Origin of the sequence: Rubellimicrobium aerolatum (assembly GCF_017872975.1) — a bacterium.
GTDB lineage: Bacteria > Pseudomonadota > Alphaproteobacteria > Rhodobacterales > Rhodobacteraceae > Rubellimicrobium > Rubellimicrobium aerolatum.
Genome location: NZ_JAGGJP010000005.1, coordinates 153,969 through 171,884 on the forward strand (window position 1 = coordinate 153,969; position 17,916 = coordinate 171,884).

Genomic DNA, 17,916 nt, shown 5'->3' on the forward strand with positions numbered 1-17,916 from the left:
CGAGTCGGAAGGGCGCGCCGGGCACATCCCTGTGGGTAAGTCAGCCGGTGAGGCGGCAGGTCCGCACCTCGCCCTCGAAATACGTCTCGAAGCCCGAGGGGTAGGCGTAGCCCACCTCGCCCCGGCGCGGCAGGCGGCGGGGGCCGACGATCCCATAGTCGGAGAAGCGCCCCCGCCAGTCGAGCCGCGCCACCGTGCCGTCGGTCCCGATCGACGGGCGGGCGGGGCTGTCCATGGTGGCGATGTCCCCCGCCGCGTCGAAGCCGAAGGTCACGGCGGCCCGTCCCGCCGGCGTGTCGAGCGCGGCCTCGACGCGGTGGTCGCCGGTCTCGCGCCACCGGATCGACGGGTTGCCGAGGATGGCGTCGGGGAACCAGGGCAGCTCGGCCAGGTAGCGCAGCGCCTCGCCCAGCGCGGCGTCGGGACCGCCGGCGCGCGCCACGGGGAAGGCGCCGAGGAGGCGTGCCTCCAGCCGCCCCTCGCCTTCCACGTAGGCGTCGAGCACGCGCAGCCACGTGAGGGGCCCCCAGGCCCGCCGGGCGTCCCAGGCGAAGCCGGGGCGGCCCAGCGCGACGGTCTGGCGAGTCGCGTAGGCGGAAAAGAGGCCGCCCTGCCGCAGCCGCAGCCGGGCGGACTGTGTGAGGATCGCGGCGCGGGCGGTCCCCGTCGCCCCGGCGCGGCGGGCGAAGCCGGCCACGAGGGGCGGCAGGTCCGACCTTGGGGTGCCGGTCGGCCCGGCGAGGAGCCGCGCCTCCAGCGCCGCGACCTGGGCGGCGAAGCCATGCGACAGGACCGCCTGCGCGGCGGGGATCAGCAGGAGCGGGGCGAGGCGACGAAGGCGCATGACGGGTCCGGGCCGCGACGCCCCGAGGTCCGGGCGTCGCGGCCACGTTCCCCCACGCGGCCCGGCGCTGGCAAGCCCCGTCTCGGGCCGCCGCCCTGGGCCGCCGTCGTGGGCGGCCGTCTCGGGCGGCCGTCTCGGGCCACCCCCGGTGCGGTCAGGAGGCCGCCGCCGTCCCCGGGGCGGGGCGGAGCGCCAGCAGCGCCGCGACCGCCGCCGCGACCGCCAGGGTCAGGAGCAGGCCCCGGTCCTCCCAGCCCGGTTGCAGGACGTTGATCGCCAGCAGCGCGAACAGGATCACCTGGTCGATCCGGGCGATCCGCAGCGCCCGGCAGCCGAGCCGGAGCGCCTGCGCCTCGTCGCCGTCGCGCTCCCAGACCAGCGCCGCGCGTTCGAGGAGCGGGCCCACGCGGAGCGCCCCCACCGCGAAGGTGACGCCGGTGCCGAGCAGGGACAGGGTGAGCCAGGCCTCCCACGGGTGGCTACCCGCCCAGACGAGCAGCAGCCCCGAGGCCAGGACCGCCAGCGCCGCCGGCACCGTCAGCACCGGCCCGAGGATCGTCGCGCCCTTGATGATCCGTAACGCGTGCTGGTCGTCATGCGTCCCCGTCGCCGCCGCGCTGAGCACCACGAGCCCGAGCCCGCCGCCGATCCAGACGGTCAGGGCCCCGAGGTGCAGCAATCTCAGGATGTCCTGGAAGTCCATCATACATCTCCCACGAGTTACGCCACGGGCGGCATCCTACCTGAAAACGGCTCCGTCCGGGTCGGAAATCGAGCCCCTGGCGGGGCCAGGCCCCAACGAGTCCGCCAGCGCGGCGGCGAGGGCGAGGCAGGCCCCGAGCCCGCCCAGGATCGCCGTCTCGGCCCAGCCGGGGCGGAGCAGGAGGAGGGCGAGGATCGTCGCGGCGCCCAGTCGGAGCGGGCCGACGCCCCGGGTGGGCCGTGAGGGGAGGGAAACGTGCATCGTCAACGTCCTTGGGGAAACGGAACTGGAAAGGGTCGGTGGAAAACGGTGCGCCCAGGATAGCGGCGGCGGCCGGGGCCGGCCCAGTCGGGTTTTCCCCACCTTGGCGGCGGGCCTTGCCAAGGCCGCCGCTTTCCGCCTTGATCGCCGAGGGCCGCGATCTACGCCGCATCGGTCGCGCCCGTTCCAACCCGGTAACGCGGCGGGCAATCGCATGGGGATCGGATTCCTCCTCAACGGGGAGCGGGTCGAGGCCGAGGGGCCGCCGACGCGGACGCTGCTCGACTGGCTGCGCGAGGAGCGGAGCCTGACGGGCACCAAGGAAGGGTGCAACGAGGGCGACTGCGGCGCCTGCACCGTCATGGTCACGGACGAGCGGGGGGCGCGGGCGCTCAACGCCTGCATCCTGTTCCTGCCGCAACTGGCCGGCAAGGCGGTGCGGACGGTGGAGGGGATCGCCGGGCCGGACGGCGAGCTGCACCCGGTCCAGCGGGCGATGGTCGATCACCACGGCTCGCAATGCGGCTTCTGCACCCCGGGCTTCGTGGTGGCGATGGCGGCGGCGCACCTGAACGGCGACACCGACTTCGACACGGCGCTGGCGGGGAACCTCTGCCGCTGCACCGGCTACGCGCCGATCCTGCGGGCGGCGGAGGCAGCCTCGCGCGAGCCGGTGCCCGAGTGGATGCGCGACGCGGTGCCGGGCGGCGCCCCCGCTGCGGTGGGCGTGGAGGCCGGTCCCGGCGCGGGCGACCTGCCCCCCGCCGAGGGCTGGGCGGGGCGGCGCGACGACGCGGTGGCGACGGTGGCAACCGAGCCAGGAACCGGCCCAGTCCCAGAGGCCAAGGGCCAGCGTGGCGAGACGGTGGGCGGCACGGCGTCCCTTGGGACCGGCGCGCCGCCGCCCGTGGCCCTGCCCCCCCGGCCCGAGGCGGCGGGCGCGGCGATGCTGCCCGAGAGCGCCGACGCGCTCGCCGCGTGGTATATGGCGAACCCGGACGCCACGCTGGTCGCGGGGGCGACGGACGTGGGGCTCTGGGTGACGAAGGGCCTGCGCGAGCTGCCCAAGGTCGCCTTCCTGCACCGCGCCCGCGACCTCGCGCGGATCGAGGTCGGGCCGGACGCGATCCGCCTCGGCGCGGGGGCGACGATGACCGAGGTGCTGGCGGCGGTGGAGGGCCGGTTCCCGAGCTGGGCCCGGCTGATCCGCCGCTACGGGTCCGCGCAGGTGCGGAGCGCCGCGACGCTGGGCGGCAACATCGCCAACGGCTCGCCCATCGGGGACAACCCGCCGGCGCTGATCGCGCTGGGGGCGGTGCTGCACCTGCGGCGCGGCGACGCCCGGCGGACGATGCCGTTGGAGTCGTTCTTCCTCGCCTATGGCCGACAGGACCGCCAGCCCGGCGAGTTCGTCGAGGCGGTGACGATCCCGGCCACCGCGCCCGCCTTCCGCGTCTACAAGCTGTCCAAGCGCTTCGACCAGGACATTTCCGCCGTCTGCGGCGGGTTCGATATGACGGTGGAAGGGGGCACGGTAACGGCCGCGCGCATCGCCTTCGGCGGCATGGCCGGGGTGCCCAAGCGCGCAACGGCGGTCGAGGCGGCGTTGGTCGGGCGGCCCTGGACCAGCGAGACGGTCGCGGCGGCGATGCCCGCCTTCGCGGAGGACTTCGCGCCCCTGTCGGACATGAGGGCCAGCGCGGCCTATCGGCTGGAGGCGGCGGGCGGGATGCTGATGCGCTACCACGCGGAGTTGTCGGGGGCCGAGACCGATGTCCGGGAGGTCGCGCCATGACCGTCGGCCTGCGCGAGACGCACGACTCCGCCACCCTCCACGTCACCGGACAGGCGCGCTACGTGGACGACATTCCCGCACCCTCGGGATGCCTGCACCTCGCCTTCGGGCTGTCGGACGTGGCGCGCGGGCGGCTCCTGTCGCTCGACCTGTCCGCCGTGCGCGCCGCGCCGGGCGTGGTGGACGTCATGGCGGCGGACGACCTGCGGCGGCCTGCCGACTGCTCGCCCTCCGTCCACGACGAGCCGCTCCTGTGCGACGGGCCGATCCACTACCTCGGCCAGCCGCTCTTCCTCGTGATCGCCACCAGCCACCTCGCGGCGAGGAAGGCCGTGCGGCTGGCTGTGGCCGAGGTCGCGGAGGAACGGCCGATTCTTACCATCGAAGAGGCGCTGGCGGCGGACAGCCGCTTCGAGGACGGCCCCCGCGTCTGGACCAAGGGCGACACGGACACGGCGATGGCCGCCGCGCCGCGCCGCCTCAGGGGCTCGGTGGAGATGGGGGGGCAGGAGCACTTCTATCTCGAAGGCCAGGCCGCCCTCGCGCTCCCCGGCGAGGGGCAGATGGAGGTCCACTCCTCGACCCAGCACCCGAGCGAGATCCAGCACAAGGTCGCGGACGCGCTCGGCCTCCACATGAACGACGTGCGCGTGGTCATGCGGCGGATGGGCGGCGGCTTCGGCGGCAAGGAAAGCCAGGGCAACGCGCTCGCCATCGCCTGCGCGGTGGCGGCGGAGCGGACGGGCCGCGCCTGCCGGATGCGCTACGACCGCGACGACGACATGGTGATCACCGGCAAGCGCCACGAGTTCCGCATCGACTACGAGGTGGGCTTCGACGGCGACGGACGGCTTCTGGCGGTGGACGTGATCCAGTATGCGAGGTGCGGCTGGTCGCAGGACCTGAGCCTCGCCGTGGCCGACCGGGCGATGCTCCACGCCGACAACGCCTATCTGATCCCGGCCATGCGGATCACCTCGCATCGCCTCAAGACCAACACCCAGAGCGCCACCGCCTTCCGCGGCTTTGGCGGCCCGCAGGGGATGCTGGGGATGGAGCGGATCGTCGAGCACGTCGCCCGCGACCTAGGCCGCGACCCGGTGGAGGTGCGCCGGCTCAACTTCTACGCCGCGCCCAAGGAGGGCGGCCCCGGCACGGGCCGGCGCTTCACCGGCGCGCACTCCCGCCCGCCCGAGCCGCCGACGACGCCCTATGGCATGGAGGTCACCGACTTCCTCCTCCACGAGATGACCGAGGAGCTGCTGGCGTCGTCGGACTTCGAGGCCCGGCGCGCGGCGATCCGCGACTGGAACGCGCGCAGCCCGATCCTGAAGAAGGGCCTCGCCTACGCGCCGGTCAAGTTCGGCATCTCCTTCACGCTCTCGCACCTCAACCAGGCCGGCGCGCTGGTGAACGTCTATCGCGACGGCTCGGTGCTGCTGAACCACGGCGGCACCGAGATGGGCCAGGGCCTCCACCGCAAGGTGACGCAGATCGCCGCGAGCCGCCTCGGCATCCCGGTGGAGCGCGTCCGCATCAGCGCGACCGACACGACCAAGGTGCCCAACACCTCGGCCACGGCGGCGTCGTCGGGCGCGGACCTGAACGGCATGGCGGTTCAGGCCGCCTGCGACACGCTGCGCGACCGCATGGCCGCGCATCTGGCGGGCCTGCACCAGACCGCGCCCGAACGGGTGGAGTTCGAGGGCGGAATGGTGACGGTCGGCGGGCAGGCCCTGACTTGGGACGCGGCGGTGGAAGCCTGCTACCTGGGCCGGGTGTCGCTGTCCGCGACGGGCTTCTACGCCACGCCCGACCTCGAATGGGACCGGCTGCGCGGGCGGGGGCGGCCGTTCTTCTACTTCTCCTATGGCTGCTCGGTGACCGAGGTCGTCATCGACACCCTCACGGGCGAGAACCGCATCCTGCGCGCCGACATCCTGCACGACTGCGGCTCGTCGCTGAACCCGGCGCTCGACATCGGGCAGATCGAGGGCGGCTACGTCCAGGGCGCGGGCTGGCTCACGACCGAGGAGCTGGTCTGGGACGACAAGGGCCGCCTGCGGACGCACGCCCCCTCCACCTACAAGATCCCCGCCGTGTCGGACCGCCCGGCGGTGTTCAACGTCCGGCTCTGGGACGCGCCCAACCGCGCGGCGACGGTCTATCGGAGCAAGGCCGTGGGCGAGCCGCCGTTCATGCTGGGCATCTCGGCCTTCCTCGCCCTGTCCGACGCCTGCGCGGCGACCGGCCCGCACTGGCCCGACCTCCACGCCCCCGCCACGCCCGAGCGCGTGCGGGCGGCTGTGACGCGAGCGCGCGGGTGAACCGGGGCGCAAAGGCCTTCGACGGCCTTTGCAAATCGCCTCGACGCGATTTGCGGGTCCCGCCATGAGCCTCGACCTCCCCGCCCTCCGCGCCGCCGTCGCCGCCCATGGCGTGGTGGTCCGCATCCTGATCGTGTCGGTCGCGGGCTCCGTCCCGCGCGAGGCGGGCACCTCCATGCTGATCTGGACGGGGGGCGAGGAGGGCACGGTCGGCGGCGGCGAACTGGAGAACCAGGCCACCGCCGAGGCACGGACGATGCTGGCGGCCACGGCCCTGCCCCGCCTGCGGACGGTCCCCCTCGGCCCGGCGCTGGGCCAATGCTGCGGCGGCTCGGTCACGCTCGCCTGGGAGCGGTTCGACGCCGCGAGCCTTCCCGATGCCCTGCCCTTCGCCCGCCCTCTCGCCGGGGCGACCGCGCTGCGCCCGACGCTCACCCCCGCTCCCGGCACGCCGCCGCAGGTCCGCGACGGCTGGCTGGTCGAGGCCGCGCCCGCGGCCGGACGGCCGCTCTGGGTCTGGGGCGCGGGCCATGTGGGCCGCGCGATCGTCGCCGTCCTCGCCCCCTGGCCCGGCGTGGCGATCACCTGGGTGGACCTCGGCCCCGACCGCTTCCCGGCAACGGTCCCGCCCGGCGTCACCGTCCTCCCCGCCGTCGAGCCCGCCCTCCTCGTCCGCCACGCCCCGCGCGACGCCGACCACCTGATCCTCACCCGCTCGCACGAGTTGGACCTGCAACTCTGCCACGCCCTCCTCCTCCACGGATTCACGAGCCTCGGGCTGATCGGCTCGGCCACCAAGCTCGCCCGATTCCGGGGACGGCTGTCCTCGCTCGGACACACGGCCGCTCAAATTTCGCGCATTGCCTGTCCGATAGGCGACCCCGCCCTCGGAAAGCACCCCCAAGCCATTGCCGTCGGCGTCGCGGCCGCGCTAATCCGGTCGGCGGGAACCGGCAGGCACGCCGAGGAAAGGGACGCGACCGGATGAGCGACGCGCTGCTGGCGATCCGGGGGCTGACCAAGGCCTATCCGGGCGTGGTCGCCAACAGCGACGTGAGCTTCGACATCCGCCCGTCCAGCGTCCACGCGCTGCTGGGCGAGAACGGGGCGGGCAAGTCCACCCTGGTCAAGACCATCTACGGCCTCGTGCGCCCCGACGCCGGGACCATGACGCTCGCCGGCCAGCCCTACGCGCCGCCCGAGCCCCGCGCCGCCCGCGCGGCGGGGGTGGCGATGGTGTTCCAGCACTTCTCTCTCTTCGACGCGCTGAGCGTGGCCGAGAACATCGCGCTCGGCATGGAGGACCCGCCGCCGCTCCGCGACCTCTCCGCGCGCATCGCGCAGGTGTCGCGCGACTACGGCCTGCCGCTCGACCCCAACCGCATCGTCGGCGACCTGTCCGCCGGGGAGCGTCAACGGGTGGAGATCATCCGTTGCCTCCTCCAGTCCCCCCGCCTCCTCATCATGGACGAGCCGACCTCAGTCCTGACCCCGCAGGAGGTCGAGATCCTGTTCCGAACCCTCCGCAAGCTGCGCGAGGAGGGGCTGGCGATCCTCTACATCTCGCACAAGCTGGAGGAGATCCGCGTCCTTTGCGAGGAGGCGACGATCCTGCGCGGGGGCCGCGTGGTGGCGACCTGCGACCCGCAGCGCACCTCGGCCCGGCGCATGGCCGAGATGATGGTCGGCGGCACGCTGAAGACCCCGGCGCGGGCGGCGCATCCCGGCGGCGACACCGTGCTCGACGTGCAGGGCCTGTCCGCCCCCTCGCCCCGCCCGCACGGGACGGCGCTGCGCGGCGTCACCTTCAGCGTCGCGCGGGGCGAGGTGCTGGGCATCGGCGGCGTCGCCGGCAACGGCCAGGACGAACTGCTGCTCGCGCTGTCGGGCGAGATGCGGACCGCACCGGGCATGGTGCGCCTCAAGGGTGAACTGGTGGGGAGCCTGCGCCCCTCGGCCCGCCGCGCGCGCGGCCTCCTTTGCGCGCCCGAGGAGCGGATGGGCCACGCGGCGGCCCCCGACATGACGCTGACCGAGAACGCCTTCCTGTCGGGCCGCCTGCGCGAGAGGCTGGCGCGGCGGGGCTTCGTGAACTGGACCGCCGCCCGCGGCTTCGCCGAGCGGATCATCCGCGACTTCGACGTGCGGACGCCCGGCCCCTCGGCCGCCGCCCGCTCGCTCTCGGGCGGCAACCTCCAGAAGTTCGTGATCGGCCGCGAGATCCTGCAACGGCCCGAGGTGCTGATCGTCAACCAGCCCACCTGGGGCGTGGACGCGAGCGCCGCCGCCGCGATCCGGCAGGCGCTGCTCGACCTCGCCTCGCAGGGGGCCGCCGTGGTCGTGGTCAGCCAGGACCTCGACGAGCTGATGGAGATCTCCGACCGCTTCGCCGCGCTGAACGAGGGCCGCCTGTCGCCCGCCCGCCCCGCGCGCGGGCTGACGGTGGAGGAGATCGGCCTCATGCTCGGCGGCGCGCACGGGATGGAGGTGGCCCATGCCCACTGACCGAGCCGCCCGGCCCTACCGTCGCAAAGGGCGTATTTGGGCCAAGTTGAGAGGGCATGGCTCATCAACCTGGCCCAAAGACGCAGCCCACCCCCGCCAAAGGCGCGCCGCATGATTATCCTGGAGAAGCGCCCCAACCCCTCCCGCGCCTGGGCTCTGGCGACGCCGGTCCTCGCGGTGCTGGCCACCATGATCGTCGGCGGGCTGCTGTTCGCCATGCTGGGCAAGGACCCGGTGCTGACCATCCGCACCATCTTCTGGGATCCGCTGTTCGGGCCGTTCGGGAGCTACACGCGCCCGCAACTCCTCATCAAGGCGGGGCCGCTGATCCTGATCGCCACCGGCCTGTCCTTCGGCTTCCGCGCCGGCATCTGGAACATCGGCGCGGAGGGGCAATACATCCTCGGCGCGCTGACCGGCGCGGCGGCGGGCCTCGCGCTCTATCCGTCCGAGTCGCGCCTGATCTTCCCGCTGATGGTCGCGGCCGGGGCGCTCGGCGGCATGGCCTGGGCGCTGATCCCGGCGCTCCTCAAGGTGCGCTTCGGCACCAACGAGATCCTCGTCTCGCTCATGCTCGTCTACGTGGCGACGAACCTCCTGGCCTATGCGGCGCTGGGCCCGCTTCAAAACCCCGAGGGGATGGGCTTCCCCGGTTCGCGCAACCTGTCGCAATGGCCGTCATCCGCCAACCTGGAACTGCTGACCGGCACCGGCCTCCACTGGGGCGTGGTCGCGGCGGGGGTGGCGGTGGTCGGGGCCTACGTCCTCCTCGCCCGCCACGCCTTCGGCTTCGCGGTGCGCCTTGCGGGGCAGGCCCCCCGCGCCGCCGCCTTCGCCGGCGTCTCGCCCTCGCGCCTCGTGCTGGCCTGCATGGCGATCTCGGGCGGCCTCGCGGGCCTCGCCGGGGTGTTCGAGGTGACGGGGCCGGCGGGGCAGATCGGCATCGACTTCGGCGTGGGCTACGGCTTCACGGCGATCATCGTCGCCTTCCTCGGGCGGCTGCACCCCTTGGGCATCCTCCTCGCCGGGCTGCTCATGGCGCTCACCTACATCGGCGGCGAGATGGCGCAGACCCAGCTCGGCCTGCCGGGGGCGGCGGTGCAGCTCTTCCAGGGGATGCTGCTGTTCTTCCTGCTCGCCATGGACGTGCTGACCCAGTTCCGCCTGCGCTGGAAGGGCGCGTCCCCCGTGATCGTCGCGACCGCCAAGCCGGTCGAAGGGGCGCGCTGATGGACCTGACCAGCATCTCGCCCGTCCTGCTGCTGGCCTCGCTGATGGTCGCCGCCACCCCCATCCTCCTCGCCGCCTTGGGCGAGCTTGTGGTGGAGCGGGCGGGCGTCCTCAACCTCGGCGTCGAGGGCATGATGATCACCGGCGCCATCGCGGGCTTCGCCACGGCGGTCGCCACCGGCTCGGCGCTGCTGGGCTTCGTCGGCGCGGCGGCGGGGGGCGCGGCGCTGTCGCTCCTCTTCGCGGTGCTCGTGCTCTGGCTGCGGTCGAATCAGGTCGCCACCGGCCTCGCGCTCACGCTCTTCGGCCTCGGCCTGGCCTCGCTCGCCGGGCAGCCCTACAACGGGGTCCGCGCCCCCCCGATGCCGGAGCTGGATATCCCGCTCCTGTCCGGCATCCCCGTGCTGGGGCCGATCCTGTTCCGGCACGACCCGGTGGTCTACCTCGCGCTCGCCCTCGTAGGCGGCGTCTGGTGGTTCCTTCACCGCGCGCGCGCCGGCCTCGTGCTCCGCGCGGTCGGCGAGAACCACGACGCCGCCCACGCGCTGGGCTACAAGGTCCTGCGCCTGCGGCTCCTCGCCATCGCCTTCGGCGGGGCCTGCGCGGGCCTCGGCGGCGCCTACCTGAGCCTCGTCCGCGTCCCGCAATGGACCGAGGGCATCACCGCCGGCGCGGGCTGGATCGCGCTCGCCATCGTCGTCTTCGCCTCCTGGCGGCCGCTCCGACTCCTTCTGGGCGCGTGGCTCTTCGGCGGCATCTCGGTCCTCCAGCTCAACCTCCAAGCGGCGAACGCGCCGATCCCGGTCGAGGTGCTGTCGATGACCCCCTACCTCGTCACCATCCTCGTGCTGGTGCTGATCTCCTCCGGCCGGGGCCGGGCGCGTCTCGCCGCGCCGGGCTCGCTCGGGCAACCCTTCCACGCCTCGCGCTGAGGCGCGGCCCATCCAACAAGGGAGTTCCTACGGATGAAACTGAACAGACGGACGCTTCTCGCCTCCGGCGCGACGGCGGCGACGCTCGCGGTGCTGGGCGTCCCGGTCCGCGCGCAGGACGCCCCGCTCAAGGTGGGCTTCATCTACGTCGGCCCGGTGGGCGACGGCGGCTGGACCTTCCAGCACGACCAGGGCCGCCTCGCCGCGCAGGAGCATTTCGGCGACGCCATCGAGACGATCTTCCAGGAAAGCGTCCCCGAGGGCGCCGACGCCGAACGCGCCATCACCCAGATGGTCCTTTCGGGCTGCCAGCTGATCTTCACGACCTCCTTCGGCTTCATGGACCCGACCGCCAACGTCGCCGCCCAGTTCCCCGACGTGAAGTTCGAGCACGCGACCGGCTACAAGACCGCCCCGAACCTCGCCACCTACGACGCCCGCTTCTACGAGGGGCGCGCGGTCATCGGCACCATCGCCGGCCGCATGACCCAGACCAACAAGATCGGCTACATCGGCTCCTTCCCGATCCCCGAGGTCATCCAAGGCATCAACAGCAGCTTCATCCACGCCCGCAAGGTGAACCCGGACGTGGAAATGGTGGTGATCTGGGCCTACACCTGGTTCGACCCCGCCAAGGAGGCCGACGCCGCCAAGGCCATGATCGAGCAGGGCGTGGACGTCATCCTCCAGCACACCGACTCCACCGCGCCGCAGGCCGCCGCGCAGGAGGCCGGGAACGTCTTCACCTTCGGGCAGGCGTCCGACATGGCGGCCTTCAAGCCCACGCCGCGCATCTCCTCCATCATCGACAACTGGGGGCCCTACTACATCCAGCGCATCCAGGCGGCGCTGGACGGGACCTGGGAGTCGCAGTCCTTCTGGGGCGGCATCGGCGAGGGCGAGGTCCTGATCGGCGAGATCACCGAGGCCGTCCCCGCCGAGGTCAAGGCCGAGGCCGAGGCGCTGGCCGCCGCCATCGGCGACAAGTCCTACCATCCCTTCACCGGCCCGCTGAACAGGCAGGACGGCACGCCGTGGCTCGCCGAGGGGCAGGTCGCCACCGACGAGGAGCTGAAGGGCCTCAACTTCTACGTCGAGGGCATCACGGGCGAGATCCCGGCCTGAGCCGGAACCGCCCCCGGGGGGCCGGCGCAGCCGGACCCCCGACCCTCTCCGGGCGGCCCTGGGCCGCCCGTCGCATTGCAGGCTCATCACATGACCGACTTCCTCGTCATCGGCGGCGGCATCGCCGGGGTGTCCGCCGCCGCGCGGCTGTCCAGGCTCGGCTCCGTCATCCTGCTGGAAGCCGAGGACCGCCTCGCGCACCACGCCTCCTCCCGCTCGGCCGCCGTTTTCGAGGGCACCTACGGCGCGCCTTCCACCGTCGCGCTCAACCGCGCGAGCCGGGCGGAGCTGGAGGCCCGCGGTGTCCTCGCGCCCCGGGGCCTCATGGTCGTGGCGCGGCCCGAGGAGAACGCCGCCTTCGAGGCCGACCTTCGGCAGATGGAGATGGAGGAGGTCCCGCTCGACGCCGCGCGGGAACGGCTGCCGATCCTTGGCCCCGCCGTTGCGCGGGCCGCCGTGCAGGCCGACACGCTGGACCTCGACACCGACCGGCTGCTGCAGGGCTTCCTGCGCGAGGCCAAGGCGAACGGCGCGCGCGTCCTGACCCGCGCGCCCGTGACCGCGATCCGCCGCGCCGCGTCGGGCTGGGTCGCCGCCGCCGGAGAGGATCACGAGGCGCGGGTGATCGTGAACGCCGCCGGCCCCTGGGCCGACCGGATCGCGGCGCTGGCGGGCCTGCCGCCGCTGGAGCTGCGGCCGTTCCGCCGCTCCATGGCGCGCATCCCCGCCCCCTCGAACCCGTCGCGCTGGCCCATGGTCGTCGGCGCGGGCGAGTCCTTCTACATGAAGCCCGATGCCGGCGCGCTGCTCGTCTCGCCGGCCGAGGAGGATCCGGCCGAGCCCCACGACGCCTGGGCCGACGACCTGGTGCTGGCCGAGGGCCTCGCGCGGTTCGAGGCCCATGTCGCCTGGGAGGTCGAGCGCCTCCTCGCCTCCTGGGCGGGGCTGCGGACCTTCGCACCCGACCGCCGGCTCGTGCTCGGCCCCGACACGCTGGAGCCCTCGTTCCTCTGGTGCGCGGGCCAGGGCGGCTACGGCTTCCAGACCGCCTGCGCGGCGAGCCGGCATTTGGCCGAGCTGGCGGGCGGCGCCGCGCCGACGCTCGGCCCCGGCCTCGCGGCCGAGCTCGCGCCGGCGCGGTTCCGCTAGTGGCGCGAGTTGAAGCAGAGGGGGGACCCCGACCGCTCGTACGTCGACTGGATCGTCGACGGCTCGAGCTGGGAGGGCAATCTGGCCCAGGTCATCGCGAACCACCCCCGCGTCGTGGCCTGCGCCAAGAACCACGACTTCGGCTTCGAGGTCCCCTATCCTGAGGAGGGCGAGCCGCACCGCTACCGACTCGACTTCGTCATTCGCCTCGATCTTCGTGACGCCCGTGGTCGAGGCCAAGGGTGGGCGAGACGTCAAGGACGCGCCCAAGGCCGAGGCGATGTCTTCCCCACGCGCCTGCCCTTCCCGAAGCCCGGCATCGACATGGCCGAGCCCAGGGCGGTCGCCATGGCGATCCTGCGGATCGGGCTCGACATCGCCTCCATGATGCCGAGGCGGCAGGCCCCATCGTCCTCGCGGCGGGCGACCCCGACATCGTCCCCAGCGCCAGGCTCGGCCAGCACGAGGGCATGAAATCCGTGCTCGACCCGATCGGACAGAGGGTGGAGCCCGGCCTTTTCGAGCACGTCGACGGCCGGAAAGGCGGCTTCCCGAAGCCTAAGGCCAGAACCGAGGCATCGCCAGCGCAAGGCACCACCGCATGACCGTCATCACCTTCGCCCGCCTTCAAGACCTCCCTCCGCGCGAGGCGCGGTCGCACGAGGAGCACGTCTTCACCCCCTGGCCCGCCGACAACCTCGACCATCTGGCCGAAGCCATCCGTATCCCCCTGGAGCTCACCGGGCGCGAGGCGCCGGTGGACGGGCTCTGGGCCGACATCCTCGCCCGCAACCCGCAGGATGGCAGCGTCGTGCTGATCAAGAGCCGGCCCGAAGTCACCGACCACATCCACCCACCTGAACTGGCCCTCGTTTCACCGGACACTCAGGCGGTTGCGGTTTGGGCGGCGATGAACTCGCGAGGCGAGCGCATCTTCAGCCCGGAGTGCGGGTGGCGGGGACAGCGTCCGTCAGCGAGGTGTAGTTTCGAGTGTAGGACTGGGTGGCCATGGGTCACTCGGCCTAGGGTGTAGGCAGGGGTGTGGTCATCTCCTCGAGTTGCGGTGTGACGAGTTCCACCATTCCCTCGATCTGCATGTAGCGGTGTTGGAGCTGCCACTCGTCGTTGGCTTCGAGGAGCACGGCGCCGATGATGCGGGTGATGCTGTCTTCGTTGGGGAAGATCCCCACGACGTCGGCGCGTCGTTTCACCTCCTTGTTCAGGCGCTCGAGTGGGTTGGTGAAGTGCAGCTTGGTCCGGTGCTGGCTGGGAAAGGCCATGTAGGCCAGCACGTCGGCCTTGGCCGCGTCCATATCCCCGAGAAGGCCATCCGGCGAATCGCTCAGCTCTACGGCGTCGAGGCGGAGGCCTGGGGCTCGCCGCCCGAGCGGCGGGTCGCCATCCGGCAGGCCAGGATCAAGCAGATCCTCAAGGACCTCGAGCCCTGGCTCGCAGCTCAGATCCCCACCCTCTCCGGCAAGAGCCCGCTCGCCACGGCCAACCGCCCTGCGCTGGCCAGGATGACGCGGCTCAGGCCCTGCCTCGAGCACGACATCCTGGAACCGGACAACAGCGAGCCGTGTCCACCATCGGTCCGAGGACAACGGCGAGCGCCGAGCGCGGTATGCGCGCCGTCGCTCTCGGCCGGGAGAACTACCTCTTCGTCGGCTCAGAGGTGGGCGGCCGCGCCGCGGCCATCGTCTATGCCCTGATCGAGATGGCCAAGCTCAACGGTGTCGCGTGGTGCGGTGGAACCCCACCCTACGCTGGCTGCCGGATCACCTGCATTGCGTGTGGACGCTGCCGGAGGGGGACAGCGACCATGCGGTGCGATGGGGGGCGATCAAGGCGCGGTTCACGCGGGGTTGCCCGCGTCGGAGCGTCGTTCGGCCAGCAAGGTCGCGAAGGGCGAGAAGGGGATCTGGCAACGCCGGTATTGGGAGCACCACGTCCGGGGGGAGGACGATCTTGCGGCGTGCGTCCGGTATTGCTGGATGAACCCGGTGAAGCACGGGTTCGTGGAAAGGCCGGAGGACTGGCCGTGGTCTTCGTTCCATCGCGACGGGCGACCGGGCGCGGCGGGGTGGATGCGGATGTAGGGTTGGTAGTTCTCCGTGAAGCGGAGGTTCACCCACCGGGGGGGCCGGAGCTTCAGGTCGGCGTGCCGGCGTCGGGCGTCGATGGTGGGTGAACCCGCGCCGGAGGCGCGGAACTACCCACTCTACGTCTTGCTGCCCTACGATTGCTGAAGCGCACCCTACCTTTGCGTCCGAAATGCCAAACGCGGGATAATACTTTCGAATACCGTTAAGCAAACAACCTGAAATCTGAAAACATCGTCGAGAACAGTCGGCAGGAGGGGGACATGCTCATTGGAGTCAATGAAAGTAATATAGGGGAAGAACTTCCCAAGGCTGCTCTGTTGAGCGCGGTATTCATCAACTTTACTTACATCGCCGGACGATATGGCACTCCACATCGACCTCTCAAGTTGGGCATAAGTGTCCGCGTCCTCTGGAGTAAATACCGAAGGAGGAATGTAAGGTGGAACTCTATGAACATAGCGGTTTCTCATAACATCCTTCACCCTTCGAAACCATCGATCATTTATTAGAAAGAAGTTTTCAAGAGAGGCCAGTCCTGTCTGCTTTCGAAAAGAAGCCTTCAAAAGATCCGAATTCCGTTCTGCCGTTGCCATATCTGCTCCAGACATTCGATGCAAAGCGATTGCGAACGCATCGAATACTCCCATCATATGAACATAGATTAAGAGCAAGCTGTCGCTCAGCCTTCTGCTTTCATCGACCTGCAATGGCTGTTCGCGATCCGGGTAAACGGTTGAGCAAAAGGAATTGACGGCTTCATAGATTGAGCCTATTCGACGAGCGGCTCCATATTGAAGCACGTTCTGAACGTCGCTCTGCTCAAGTTCAACAATCGTTCCTGAAAACGAGGTTTGCAAAGCCACAAGCACTGGATGATAATGATCATACTGAACCCGGATTTTTCGCTTGACCTTATCGGTTTCGCTTAACGTCCCAGGAAAACCCCACCAGACACTCTGCTCAACATTCTCCCATAGAAGTTCTGTCGCTTGGATTAAGGCTCGGCGCTGGCGTTCAATCAAATCTGCGCCCATGCAGAAGGAGATACCTTACCCATCCATCTTCAGCGCCGAGATGAACGCCTCCTGGGGAATATCCACCTTGCCGAACTGCCTCATCTTCTTCTTCCCGGCCTTCTGCTTGTCCAGCAGCTTCCGCTTCCGCGTCGCGTCCCCCCCATAGCACTTGGCGGTCACGTCCTTCCGCAGCGCCGACAGCGTCTCGCGGGCGATGACCTTGCCTCCAATCGCCGCCTGGATCGGGATCTTGAACATGTGGCGGGGGATCAGGTCCTTGAGCTTCTCGACCATCGCGCGGCCCCGCATCTCGGCCCGGTCGCGGTGGACCATCATCGACAGGGCGTCCACCGGTTCGTCGTTGACGAGGACCTGCATCTTCACCAGCGCGTCCTCGCGGTAGCCGGTGATCGTGTAGTCGAAGCTGGCGTAGCCCTTGGTGACGGACTTGAGCCGGTCGTAGAAGTCGAACACCACCTCGTTGAGGGGGAGGTCGTAGACGACCATGGCGCGGCTGCCCGCATAGGACAGGTCGGCTTGGATGCCCCGGCGGTCCTGGCAGAGCTTGAGCACGTCGCCCAGGTACTCGTCGGGGACGAGGATCGTGGCCTTGATGCGCGGCTCCTCCAGGTGATCCACCAGCGTCAGGTCGGGCATGTCGGCGGGGTTGTGCAGGTCCTTCACCGTGCCGTCGCGCATGTAGAGGTGGTAGACCACGGAAGGCGCGGTGGTGATGAGGTCGATGTCGTATTCGCGCTCCAGCCGGTCGCGGATGACTTCGAGGTGGAGGAGGCCGAGGAAGCCGCAGCGGAAGCCGAAGCCGAGGGCGGCGGATGTCTCCATCTCGTAGGAGAAGCTCGCGTCGTTGAGGGCAAGCTTCTCGATAGCGTCGCGGAGGTCCTCGAAGTCGGCGGCGTCGACGGGGAAGAGGCCGCAGAAGACCACGGGCTGCGCGGGCTTGAAGCCGGGAAGGGCCTCGGTCGCGCCCTTGCGCTCGGTGGTGATGGTGTCGCCGACACGGGTGTCGCGGACCTGCTTGATCTGCGCGGTAAGGACGCCGATCTCGCCGGGGCCCAACTCCGGGATGGCGACCATCTGCGGGCGCAGGACGGCGAGGGTGTCCACGGAGTAGACGGCGTTGGTCTGCATCATGCGGATGCGGTCGCCCTTGCGCAGGACGCCGTCCATGACGCGGACCATGACGACGACGCCGAGGTAGGGATCGTACCACGAGTCCACCAGCATCGCCTTGAGGGGGGCCGTGCGGTCGCCCTTGGGCGCGGGGAGGCGGTGGACGATGGCCTCGAGCACGTCGGGGATGCCGAGGCCGGACTTGGCGGAGATGAGCACGGCGTCGGAGGCGTCAAGGCCGATCACGTCCTCGATCTGGGCCTTCACGCGGTCGGGCTCGGCCGCCGGAAGGTCGATCTTGTTGAGGACAGGGACGATCTCGTGCCCGGCGTCGAGCGCGTGGTAGACGTTGGCGAGGGTCTGCGCCTCGACGCCCTGGCTCGCGTCCACGATGAGGAGCGAGCCTTCGACCGCGCGCATGGAGCGGCTGACCTCGTAGGCGAAGTCCACGTGGCCGGGGGTGTCGATGAGGTTCAGGACGTAGTCCTGCCCGTCGTTCGCCTTGTAGTCGATGCGGACCGAGTTCGCCTTGATGGTGATCCCGCGCTCGCGCTCGATGTCCATGGAGTCGAGGAGCTGCTCCTTCATGTCGCGGTCGGCGACCGTCCCGGTGGACTGGATCAGCCGGTCGGCGAGGGTGGATTTGCCGTGGTCGATATGAGCCACGATCGAGAAGTTGCGGATGCGGGAAAGCTCGGTCATGCGGGACGCTATGGGGGCGATTCCCCGGTGCGTCAAGGAAGGGGCGCGGGGCGCACGGGAGCTTGAGGGGCACGGCCTCGGGTGTATGTTG

16 protein-coding genes and 1 pseudogene are annotated in these 17,916 nt (G+C 70.8%); 11 read left to right on the forward strand and 6 right to left on the reverse strand.

The genetic code is table 11. The annotated features are described in order from the left end of the window. Window positions 1–40: 40 nt before the first annotated feature. The 3 genes from J2Z33_RS07930 to J2Z33_RS07940 form a co-directional block, all read right to left on the reverse strand. The gene (locus J2Z33_RS07930; RefSeq protein WP_209839658.1) at window positions 41–844 is read right to left on the reverse strand and encodes a DUF6544 family protein; all 804 of its coding nucleotides are present in this window, start codon (window positions 842–844) and stop codon (window positions 41–43) included. A gap of 154 nt (window positions 845–998) precedes the next feature. Then, window positions 999–1,547: a DUF2269 family protein gene (locus J2Z33_RS07935; RefSeq protein ID WP_209839660.1), complete on the reverse strand. Its 549-nt coding sequence runs from the start codon at window positions 1,545–1,547 to the stop codon at window positions 999–1,001. A gap of 36 nt (window positions 1,548–1,583) precedes the next feature. Beyond that, a complete protein-coding gene (locus J2Z33_RS07940; RefSeq protein ID WP_209839662.1) occupies window positions 1,584–1,808 on the reverse strand; it encodes a hypothetical protein in 225 nt (74 codons plus the stop codon). Between the two features lie 214 nt (window positions 1,809–2,022). On the opposite strand from J2Z33_RS07940, the gene xdhA reads away from it, so the two are divergent. From xdhA to J2Z33_RS07990, 10 genes are all read left to right on the forward strand, one after another. Next, window positions 2,023–3,603, forward strand: coding sequence for a xanthine dehydrogenase small subunit (gene xdhA, locus J2Z33_RS07945; protein ID WP_209839665.1), 1,581 nt, complete (start codon window positions 2,023–2,025; stop codon window positions 3,601–3,603). After that, window positions 3,600–5,930, forward strand: coding sequence for a xanthine dehydrogenase molybdopterin binding subunit (gene xdhB / locus J2Z33_RS07950; protein WP_209839666.1), 2,331 nt, complete (start codon window positions 3,600–3,602; stop codon window positions 5,928–5,930). Before xdhA ends, xdhB begins: the two co-directional genes overlap by 4 nt. 64 nt (window positions 5,931–5,994) lie before the next feature. Beyond that, window positions 5,995–6,918, forward strand: a complete 924-nt coding sequence (gene xdhC / locus J2Z33_RS07955; RefSeq protein ID WP_209839669.1) for a xanthine dehydrogenase accessory protein XdhC — start codon at window positions 5,995–5,997, stop codon at window positions 6,916–6,918. Beyond that, the gene (locus J2Z33_RS07960; RefSeq protein ID WP_209839671.1) at window positions 6,915–8,435 is read left to right on the forward strand and encodes an ABC transporter ATP-binding protein; all 1,521 of its coding nucleotides are present in this window, start codon (window positions 6,915–6,917) and stop codon (window positions 8,433–8,435) included. Before xdhC ends, J2Z33_RS07960 begins: the two co-directional genes overlap by 4 nt. Window positions 8,436–8,546: 111 nt before the next feature. Beyond that, entirely contained in the window at window positions 8,547–9,665 is a 1,119-nt protein-coding gene (locus J2Z33_RS07965) for an ABC transporter permease (RefSeq protein ID WP_209839673.1), read from the forward strand. Then, window positions 9,665–10,597, forward strand: coding sequence for an ABC transporter permease (locus tag J2Z33_RS07970; RefSeq protein WP_209839675.1), 933 nt, complete (start codon window positions 9,665–9,667; stop codon window positions 10,595–10,597). The genes J2Z33_RS07965 and J2Z33_RS07970 overlap by 1 nt, the downstream gene beginning before the upstream one ends. Before the next feature lie 39 nt (window positions 10,598–10,636). After that, window positions 10,637–11,722 carry a BMP family ABC transporter substrate-binding protein gene (locus J2Z33_RS07975; protein ID WP_209839860.1) on the forward strand — a complete coding sequence of 362 codons (1,086 nt, stop codon included), beginning with the start codon at window positions 10,637–10,639 and terminating at the stop codon, window positions 11,720–11,722. 90 nt (window positions 11,723–11,812) lie between these two features. Then, window positions 11,813–12,871: an NAD(P)/FAD-dependent oxidoreductase gene (locus J2Z33_RS07980; protein WP_209839677.1), complete on the forward strand. Its 1,059-nt coding sequence runs from the start codon at window positions 11,813–11,815 to the stop codon at window positions 12,869–12,871. A 9-nt stretch (window positions 12,872–12,880) separates the two neighbouring features. Then, entirely contained in the window at window positions 12,881–13,345 is a 465-nt protein-coding gene (locus tag J2Z33_RS07985) for a hypothetical protein (protein ID WP_209839679.1), read from the forward strand. 127 nt (window positions 13,346–13,472) lie between these two features. Then, window positions 13,473–13,904, forward strand: a complete 432-nt coding sequence (locus J2Z33_RS07990; RefSeq protein WP_209839868.1) for a hypothetical protein — start codon at window positions 13,473–13,475, stop codon at window positions 13,902–13,904. On the opposite strand, the pseudogene J2Z33_RS07995 reads toward J2Z33_RS07990, so the two are convergent. Beyond that, window positions 13,894–14,184 (reverse strand): annotated as a pseudogene (locus tag J2Z33_RS07995) (transposase); the annotation flags it as partial. The gene J2Z33_RS07990 and the pseudogene J2Z33_RS07995 sit on opposite strands and share 11 nt — an antisense overlap. Between J2Z33_RS07995 and J2Z33_RS08000 the strand changes: the two are divergent. Continuing rightward, a complete protein-coding gene (locus J2Z33_RS08000) occupies window positions 14,131–14,583 on the forward strand; it encodes an IS66 family transposase (protein ID WP_209839681.1) in 453 nt (150 codons plus the stop codon). The pseudogene J2Z33_RS07995 and the gene J2Z33_RS08000 sit on opposite strands and share 54 nt — an antisense overlap. A 545-nt stretch (window positions 14,584–15,128) precedes the next feature. Here J2Z33_RS08000 and J2Z33_RS08005 read toward each other — a convergent pair. Continuing rightward, the gene (locus J2Z33_RS08005) at window positions 15,129–16,010 is read right to left on the reverse strand and encodes a hypothetical protein (RefSeq protein WP_209839683.1); all 882 of its coding nucleotides are present in this window, start codon (window positions 16,008–16,010) and stop codon (window positions 15,129–15,131) included. 15 nt (window positions 16,011–16,025) lie between these two features. Continuing rightward, window positions 16,026–17,825, reverse strand: coding sequence for a translation elongation factor 4 (lepA, locus tag J2Z33_RS08010; RefSeq protein ID WP_209839685.1), 1,800 nt, complete (start codon window positions 17,823–17,825; stop codon window positions 16,026–16,028). Window positions 17,826–17,916: the final 91 nt, after the last annotated feature.

Coding starts and splice junctions, on each gene's coding strand:
- J2Z33_RS07930 (WP_209839658.1), bottom strand. CDS start 844: ATGCGCCTTCGTCGCCTCGCCCCGCTCCTGCTGATCCCCGCCGCGCAG.
- J2Z33_RS07935 (WP_209839660.1), bottom strand. CDS start 1,547: ATGGACTTCCAGGACATCCTGAGATTGCTGCACCTCGGGGCCCTGACC.
- J2Z33_RS07940 (WP_209839662.1), bottom strand. CDS start 1,808: ATGCACGTTTCCCTCCCCTCACGGCCCACCCGGGGCGTCGGCCCGCTC.
- xdhA (WP_209839665.1), top strand. CDS start 2,023: ATGGGGATCGGATTCCTCCTCAACGGGGAGCGGGTCGAGGCCGAGGGG.
- xdhB (WP_209839666.1), top strand. CDS start 3,600: ATGACCGTCGGCCTGCGCGAGACGCACGACTCCGCCACCCTCCACGTC.
- xdhC (WP_209839669.1), top strand. CDS start 5,995: ATGAGCCTCGACCTCCCCGCCCTCCGCGCCGCCGTCGCCGCCCATGGC.
- J2Z33_RS07960 (WP_209839671.1), top strand. CDS start 6,915: ATGAGCGACGCGCTGCTGGCGATCCGGGGGCTGACCAAGGCCTATCCG.
- J2Z33_RS07965 (WP_209839673.1), top strand. CDS start 8,547: ATGATTATCCTGGAGAAGCGCCCCAACCCCTCCCGCGCCTGGGCTCTG.
- J2Z33_RS07970 (WP_209839675.1), top strand. CDS start 9,665: ATGGACCTGACCAGCATCTCGCCCGTCCTGCTGCTGGCCTCGCTGATG.
- J2Z33_RS07980 (WP_209839677.1), top strand. CDS start 11,813: ATGACCGACTTCCTCGTCATCGGCGGCGGCATCGCCGGGGTGTCCGCC.
- J2Z33_RS07990 (WP_209839868.1), top strand. CDS start 13,473: ATGACCGTCATCACCTTCGCCCGCCTTCAAGACCTCCCTCCGCGCGAG.
- J2Z33_RS08005 (WP_209839683.1), bottom strand. CDS start 16,010: ATGGGCGCAGATTTGATTGAACGCCAGCGCCGAGCCTTAATCCAAGCG.
- lepA (WP_209839685.1), bottom strand. CDS start 17,825: ATGACCGAGCTTTCCCGCATCCGCAACTTCTCGATCGTGGCTCATATC.